This is a genomic window from Candidatus Palibaumannia cicadellinicola (genome assembly GCF_002855795.1).
Taxonomy (GTDB): Bacteria; Pseudomonadota; Gammaproteobacteria; order Enterobacterales; family Enterobacteriaceae; genus Baumannia; species Baumannia cicadellinicola_C.
Genome location: NZ_NJPO01000129.1, coordinates 1 through 7,174 on the forward strand (window position 1 = coordinate 1; position 7,174 = coordinate 7,174).

Sequence of the window (7,174 nt, forward strand, 5' to 3'; positions counted from 1 at the left end):
GAATACCCCTGGAATAGGACAGCCAATGACTATCCATCCAGCCAAAACACATCTGTATCTTGGCGTACGTCCTGTCTGTAGCGTAGTCAGCTACCGCATTGATATTAATTATGGTTTACTCAGTGAGGTAGGCCGAGCGCCACTGTTTAGCAGCCCGACCCATTTGACCACAGATTTATTAGGTAACACTTTGTACTGTGCTTCTTATAACGGTAGCTGTTTAAGCGTCAGCCAAATCGATGAACAGGGAATTGCTGGTGCGCCGGTGCAAATTATAGATAAATTAATTAATTGTCATTCATCTAATGTGGATACTAATAATCGGGTAGTGTGGGTTCCTTGTCTGAAAGAAGACCGTATTCGTCTCTTCCATAGGGCGAAAGTAGGTACGTTAATGCCCTACGAACCAGAAGCAGTGCAGAGTAGGATTGGTGCTGGTCCACGCCATATGGCATTTCATTACGCTGGCGGATATACTTATACTATCAACGAACTGGATAGTACCGTTACTATATGCACAACTAATCATCCATGCATAGTACAAACAATAGATATTATGTCGTCTCATTTAGACCATGGGAGATGGGCAGCAGATATCCATATAACACCTGATGGCCGCTGGTTATATTGTAGTGATCGTAGTGCTAGTATCATTGCCTGTTTTGCTGTGTCAGAGAATGGTCGGGTATTACATCTGATCGGCCATTATTCGACCGAAATCCAGCCACGAGGATTCAATATAGATGCTACTGGGCGTTATTTAATTGTCAGCGGTCAGAAATCCCATCATATTACGGTGTATGGTATCGATAAACAAAACGGTGCCTTAAATAAATTGTCCCGCTACGCAGTCGGTCAAGGCCCCATGTGCGTAGTCATTATTAACTTATAGTTATAATGTTATAGATATTAATCTTTCTTAAAAGATATTATTATATAATAAAATGATTCTGATAATCTAAAGCCCCAGCTATAGCGTAGAGTAAACGTTGCAGAGCTTCTACATTTATAATATATGGCGGCATGAGATAAATATAGCTGCCAAAAGGTCTAATCCAAACTCCTTGATCGACAAACCAGCTCTGCAGCGTAGACACCGCTATTGGCAATTTGGTTTCTACTACACCAATAGCCCCTAAGACTCGCACATCTCGCACCTGCGGGTGATCTAATAAAGGTAACAAACCAGCGCGTAGTTGCGCGGCTATAGCCGCCACACGTGGGCGCCAGCTTTCGTCTTCCAGTAATGAAATACTTGCATTGGCTGCAGCACAGGCAAGCGGATTACCCATGAAGGTGGGGCCATGCATAAAGCAGCCGGCATCGCTATTACTGATAGTTTCCGCCACATGACGGCGCGTTAATGTGGCAGATAGTGTCATTGTGCCGCCGGTTAGCGCTTTACCTACGCAGATAATATCCGGTGAGATACCTGCGTGATCGCAGGCAAACCATTCACCAGTACGACCGAAGCCGGTAGCGATTTCATCGGCAATTAGTAATAACCCATATTGATCGCATAATTCGCGCACTAGCCTCAGGTAGTGCGGGTGGTAGAAGTGCATACCGCCGGCGCCCTGCACAATAGGTTCCAGAATCACAGCAGTTAAAGATGCATGATGAGTAGCTAGGGTGGTACTGAGGTTAAGATCGTCGCCGGCGTGCCAGGTCTCTCCGAAACGTCGTTGCGGGGAATCGACAAACAAGTGTGTCGGGAGATAGTTGTTATACAATCTATGCATAGAGTTATCGGGATCGCATACAGACATCGCGCCGAAGGTATCACCGTGATAGCCTTGGCGCAAAGCGAGAAATTTACGACGCGGCTTTCCGCTGGCTTGCCAGTACTGCAGAGCCATTTTCATCGCTACTTCTATAGCTACAGATCCTGAATCAGCTAAAAAAACACACTCTAGACCAGAAGGTACTAACGCTACAAGACGTTGGCATAACTCCACCGCCGGATAGTGGGTAATCCCGCCAAACATAACGTGTGACATATGGCTTATTTGATCGTTCATTGCCTGGTTAATTACCGGATGGTTATAACCATGAATTGCTGCCCACCAAGAAGACATTCCGTCTACCAACCTACGGCCATCGCTTAGAGTTAGTTCGCAGCCAGCGGCGGAGATCACTGGATAGCTAGGTAATGGATGAATCATTGAGGTATAGGGATGCCAGATATGACGGCGATCAAAAGCAAGGTAGTCTGGGTGCATCTATCAAACCTATCAACTATGGTATATAAATATTTTATTGACAGTATAATAAAATATAGTAAAGTAATACTACTAGTTTATTTATAACTGGGTATATAGATGATGCAAAGCAATCAACGTTGGACGCTAGAACAAGCCACCGCACTGTTTGATAAGCCTTTTTTTGATTTGCTCTTCAACGCTCAACAAGTACACAGAAAACATTTTCTACCAGGACAAGTACAAATCAGCACACTTTTATCGATCAAGACCGGCGACTGCGCAGAAGATTGTAAATACTGCCCACAGAGCTCTCATTACAAGACTCAATTAAATAGTGAGCGTCTGGTGCAGTTACAGCAAGTTTTAGACGCAGCGCAAAAAGCACGCAATGCTGGTGCAACGCGTTTCTGCATGGGAGCCGCTTGGAAGAACCCACATGATCGTGATATGCCCTTGCTGGAGAGAATGGTGCAAGGAGTAAAGTCGATAGGATTAGAAACCTGCATGACCTTAGGCATGATTAGCAATGAGCAAGCACAACGCCTAGCAGAAGCAGGTCTTGATTTCTATAATCATAACTTAGATACCTCGCCGGAATTTTATGGTAGTGTCGTTACTACACGTAGTTATCAGGATAGGCTTGATACACTTCAAACAGTCCGTCAGGCAGGGATCAAAGTATGCTCCGGCGGTATCATAGGATTAGGAGAAGCAATCAGCGATCGCGCTGGACTGCTGGTGCAACTAGCTAATTTACCTGAGCCGCCGGAGAGTGTACCGATCAACATGCTAGTAAAAATCAGTGGCACGCCGCTGGCGAAAAATAAAGATGTAGACCCTTTCGATTTTATTCGCACCGTTGCCGTTGCGCGCATTATGATGCCTACCTCTTATGTTCGCTTGTCTGCTGGGCGCGAACAGATGAACGAACAAACCCAGGCTATATGCTTTATGGCAGGTGCGAATTCTATTTTCTACGGTGGCAAGCTACTAACCACCCTGAACCCAGCAGAGGAACGCGATAGAGCGCTATTCCGTAAGTTAAATATTAAGATAGAAGTACATACCCCCAAGAGCATTAATGCTCATAGCACGCGATTAGTTAATCAATATTATAATGCAGCTAGCTGATGGCTGGGTCATGGATACCGCGTATCGAAAAAGCTCTAGCCCTGCAGCAGCATAAACAAGCTTATCGATATCGTAAGCCAGTCAGCGGCGGCAACAACCGTATCTTGATTTACCAAGGCAAACGTTATCTGAATTTTTCTAGTAATGACTACCTTGGTCTGGCGCGTCACCCAGAGGTTATTGCCGCCTGGCAGCAGGCGGCCGCAGAGGAAGGAATTGGCTCGGGAGGGTCTGGCCACGTTATCGGTTATAGTACGATACATCAGCGGCTAGAAAGCCGCTTAGCTCATTGGCTTGGTTTTCCACGTGCATTGTTATTTTGTTCTGGTTATGTTGCTAACCAAGCAGTAGTGAGCGCATTGATGACAGCTGGCGATCATATTCTAGCTGATCGTTTGAGTCATTCTTCTTTGATTGAGTCGGCTATTCAATCTCCGGCGGAGCTAAGACGTTTTCGCCATAATGACGTTAGCGCGTTACAACGATTACTGCAACGCTTTTGTGTTGGTAACCGCTTGGTAATCACCGAGGGTGTTTTCAGCATGGATGGTGATCAGGCGCCATTGCCTGCTATGAGACAATGTACACATGCTGTAGATGGCTGGTTAATGGTGGATGATGCCCACGGTTTCGGCGTCTTAGGTACAGAGGGACGCGGATGTTGCGGGGATAAATATTGTCGTCCGGATGTGCTCATAGTCACATTTGGTAAAGCAGTAGGAGTGAGTGGCGCGGCAGTTTTGTGCCAGGTACCAGTGGCAGAATATCTACTACAGTTTGCTACGCATCTTATTTATAGCACAGCACTACCTCCAGCAACTGTTGCCGCAATAGACGCAGCTCTTACTGTTATTAGTAGTAGTAGGGGAGAAGTATTACGTCAGCGGCTGCGATACTATATCGATAGCTTTCGTCATGGCGCACAATCATTAGGCTATAAGCTAGCGCCATCAGCAACTGCAATTCAGCCGCTATTAATCGGCGATAATTTAAGCGCATTAATTTTGGCTAGTCAGTTGCTGGAACAAGGCCTGTGGCTAACCGCTATTCGTCCACCTACTGTGCCACCTGGCAGTGCTCGCCTGCGTATTACCCTAACAGCCGCCCATAAGTACGGGGATATTCAACAACTGCTGGAAGCATTGGCCAATGTTAAGCACATTTAATCTACCCATCCGCCATAAAACAGGTATAGCCCGCAGTTTTAGCCGTGCAGCACCGCACTATGATCGCTACGCCGCTTTTCAGCGTGATTGCGGCGAACGTTTGCGGGACTTGATCGGTCCCAGACACGGTAAGTTATTTCTAGACGCTGGCTGCGGTACAGGATGGTTCAGTCGTTGCTGGCAACGTGATGGTAATTGTGTCATTGCGTTAGATCTTTCGTTTGCTATGCTGGCTAGTGCCCAGCAACAGAACTCAGCGGATGCTTATATTCTCGGTGATATCGAGCAGCTACCGCTAGCGGCTGCTGCTGTTGAATGCGTGTTTAGTAACCTTGCTGTCCAGTGGTGCGAAGATTTACCGCAGGTGCTAGCGCAATTTTACCGGGTACTACGTCCAGGTGGTGTCTTAGCAGTATCTACCTTGGCCCAGGGATCACTGAATGAACTAGAACAAGCGTGGAAACAAGTAGACGACGGTATGCATATTAACGATTTTCTGCCACAACTAGATATTGCCGCAGCTTTCGATGCCTATAACCACCAGATAGTGATGGAACAAATAACGCTGCATTATTCACAACTAATCGATTTGCTGCGTGAAATCAAAGGGGTAGGCGCGAGCTATTTGCACCGAGGTCGTCCATCAGGTATGATAAGCCGTACTCGCTTCCGCGAGTTGGAGGAAGCCTGGCCCAAGCACTCGTTAGGGTTGCCGTTAAGCTATCAACTCGTTTATGGAGTACTTTATCGTGATTAAACGTTATTTCATAACTGGAACTGATACCGATATCGGTAAGACTATCGCTGCCTGCGCGTTACTACAAGCTGCGGCTCGCGCCGGTCATCAGGCTGCCGGCTATAAGCCTGTAGCTACCGGTTGTTATCTAACATCTGACGGCCTTCGCAATAGCGATGCATTAACACTGTTGGCTAATAGTAATGTCACGTTGTTTTATTCGCAGGTGAACCCACTTGCGTTTAGTGAACCTACCTCACCTCATATTGCTTGCCACGAAGAAGGAAGGAATATAGATAACTATCAGCTATCTGCTGGGCTTAGAGTTATCGAAAAGCAATCTAATTGGATTGTAGTAGAGGGTGCAGGAGGCTGGTTTACTCCTTTAGGAGACGAACTTCTCTATAGCGACTGGGTAAGCGCTGAGCGACTGCCCGTAATATTAGTAATTGGCATCAAGTTAGGCTGTATTAATCACGCCCTGCTGACTGCACTAGCAGTACGGCAGTTAGGTTTACAGCTGGTTGGCTGGATTGCCAACCACCCACAACCGGCGACACACCGGCCGTACGACTATTTGGTAGCGTTGCGCAATAGGCTAGATGTGCCATTGATAGGTGAAATTCCGTGGTTGAGCGACTGTACTAAAGCTTGGCTAGCGGACTATATCGATCTTGCTAAACTTAGTAGGTAAAAATATGAGCTAGCTGACTACTCAATATTCATTAATAGTTAGTACAATAATGGTAAGATGAAATCTAATGCTTGACGTAGTAAATCACGGTCGTGATAGTGCTGCTCACCAACAGCTTCCAGTGGTCGCTGAATAACGATACGTTCGCTTATCGAGCCTGGTGTTACACCAGGTCCAATAATAATTCCGTTAATCACTTTTTCGCGACCTATAGCCTGTTCCATCATGATTACTTTTTGTCTCAATGAGAGATTAGCTGCTGCTATGCTAAGCTCACGACCTAGATTATCTAAATAGATTATAGGTACACTAGTATGGCGCAGCGCTTGAGTTAAATCATCTAGTAGTAATAATGGCATCAAGCTAGTCAGAAAACTACCTGGACCAATAATAATTAGGTCCGCATCCGCAATTGCCTGCAGCGCCTCGTGCGTTGCAGGTACTACTGCTGAAAGTTTCATTTGCGCTGGTAACTCTCTCAACCGGTCCACAGCTACTTCTCCAGAAATCTTTTTCCCGCGAGCCGTAATAGCCAGTAGATCTATTGGGTGTTCAGACATCGGGATAAGGCTAGCATTTACCTTAAGCAGATGACGAATGAAATTAACTGCTTCCAGCGGTCGCTGGCTAAGATTATCCAGCGCCTTAAGCATTAGATTGCCTAAGTGGTGACCTGCTAGTTCTCCCTGACCGTCGAAGCGGTATTTAAACATCGCAGATGCAATACTTGGCTCAGCAATCAGCTGATTAAGGCAGTTACGAGTGTCGCCCCAGGCTATACCTCCTTCCGACTGACGGATACGACCAGATGATCCGCCATTATCCGTAGTAGTAACAATGCCAGTCAATCGTGAGCCGAGTGAGGAAAGGGCTGACATCACCCGACCTAATCCATGTCCGCCGCCCAATGCCACTACTTGATCTAAATCTGCTAAAGTTAGGTTATGCATACATCTCCTAGCAATTAAGAAAGACGGCGTTTATAGCAAATGAAATTACGCTTCTCCTAGAAGCGTATTAATCAAATATGTTTTTATCAGATGGTATATCGAGGAAATCATGAGAATTGATGATTGCACATAGAGTAACTCTATAACTTGACTTGTGTTATTCTAGTGGAGAATGATAAATTATTTAGGAAAAAATTGATAAAATATGTTTTTTATTATTAATTATTCCTCTGTTTGCCTGACAGTTAATGCTGGCTTATACTATGACTATACTCAATCATATAAGTATTAGA

General features: G+C 45.7%; 7 protein-coding genes. 5 read left to right on the top strand and 2 right to left on the bottom strand.

What is annotated here, in order from left to right:
* A partial coding sequence (gene pgl / locus CEX73_RS02420) for a 6-phosphogluconolactonase (RefSeq protein WP_101627005.1) occupies positions 1 to 892 on the top strand: 892 nt, incomplete at its 5' end.
* A 40-nt stretch (positions 893 to 932) separates the two neighbouring features.
* Here the strand turns inward: pgl and bioA are convergent.
* Positions 933 to 2,222 carry an adenosylmethionine--8-amino-7-oxononanoate transaminase gene (bioA, locus tag CEX73_RS02425; RefSeq protein WP_101627006.1) on the bottom strand — a complete coding sequence of 430 codons (1,290 nt, stop codon included), beginning with the start codon at positions 2,220 to 2,222 and terminating at the stop codon, positions 933 to 935.
* A gap of 102 nt (positions 2,223 to 2,324) precedes the next feature.
* Between bioA and bioB the strand changes: the two genes are divergently transcribed.
* From bioB to bioD, 4 genes are read left to right on the top strand one after another with little or no spacing between them, the layout of a single operon-like run.
* Complete coding sequence (gene bioB / locus CEX73_RS02430; protein ID WP_101627010.1) at positions 2,325 to 3,335, top strand: biotin synthase BioB; 1,011 nt, start codon at positions 2,325 to 2,327, stop codon at positions 3,333 to 3,335.
* Positions 3,335 to 4,501, top strand: coding sequence for an 8-amino-7-oxononanoate synthase (gene bioF, locus CEX73_RS02435; RefSeq protein WP_101627007.1), 1,167 nt, complete (start codon positions 3,335 to 3,337; stop codon positions 4,499 to 4,501). Before bioB ends, bioF begins: the two co-directional genes overlap by 1 nt.
* Positions 4,485 to 5,258 carry a malonyl-ACP O-methyltransferase BioC gene (gene bioC, locus CEX73_RS02440; protein ID WP_101627008.1) on the top strand — a complete coding sequence of 258 codons (774 nt, stop codon included), beginning with the start codon at positions 4,485 to 4,487 and terminating at the stop codon, positions 5,256 to 5,258. The genes bioF and bioC overlap by 17 nt, the downstream gene beginning before the upstream one ends.
* Positions 5,251 to 5,931 carry a dethiobiotin synthase gene (bioD, locus tag CEX73_RS02445; RefSeq protein WP_101627011.1) on the top strand — a complete coding sequence of 227 codons (681 nt, stop codon included), beginning with the start codon at positions 5,251 to 5,253 and terminating at the stop codon, positions 5,929 to 5,931. Before bioC ends, bioD begins: the two co-directional genes overlap by 8 nt.
* 38 nt (positions 5,932 to 5,969) lie before the next feature.
* Here bioD and yvcK read toward each other — a convergent pair whose 3' ends face one another.
* The gene (yvcK, locus tag CEX73_RS02450) at positions 5,970 to 6,881 is read right to left on the bottom strand and encodes a uridine diphosphate-N-acetylglucosamine-binding protein YvcK (RefSeq protein WP_101627009.1); all 912 of its coding nucleotides are present in this window, start codon (positions 6,879 to 6,881) and stop codon (positions 5,970 to 5,972) included.
* Between the last annotated feature and the right edge of the window lie 293 nt (positions 6,882 to 7,174).

What these genes read in the sequence shown, in the direction of transcription:
- bioC (WP_101627008.1), top strand. Translation starts at nt 4,485, where the DNA reads ATGTTAAGCACATTTAATCTACCCATCCGCCATAAAACAGGTATAGCC.
- bioF (WP_101627007.1), top strand. Translation starts at nt 3,335, where the DNA reads ATGGCTGGGTCATGGATACCGCGTATCGAAAAAGCTCTAGCCCTGCAG.
- bioB (WP_101627010.1), top strand. Translation starts at nt 2,325, where the DNA reads ATGCAAAGCAATCAACGTTGGACGCTAGAACAAGCCACCGCACTGTTT.
- bioA (WP_101627006.1), bottom strand. Translation starts at nt 2,222, where the DNA reads ATGCACCCAGACTACCTTGCTTTTGATCGCCGTCATATCTGGCATCCC.
- yvcK (WP_101627009.1), bottom strand. Translation starts at nt 6,881, where the DNA reads ATGCATAACCTAACTTTAGCAGATTTAGATCAAGTAGTGGCATTGGGC.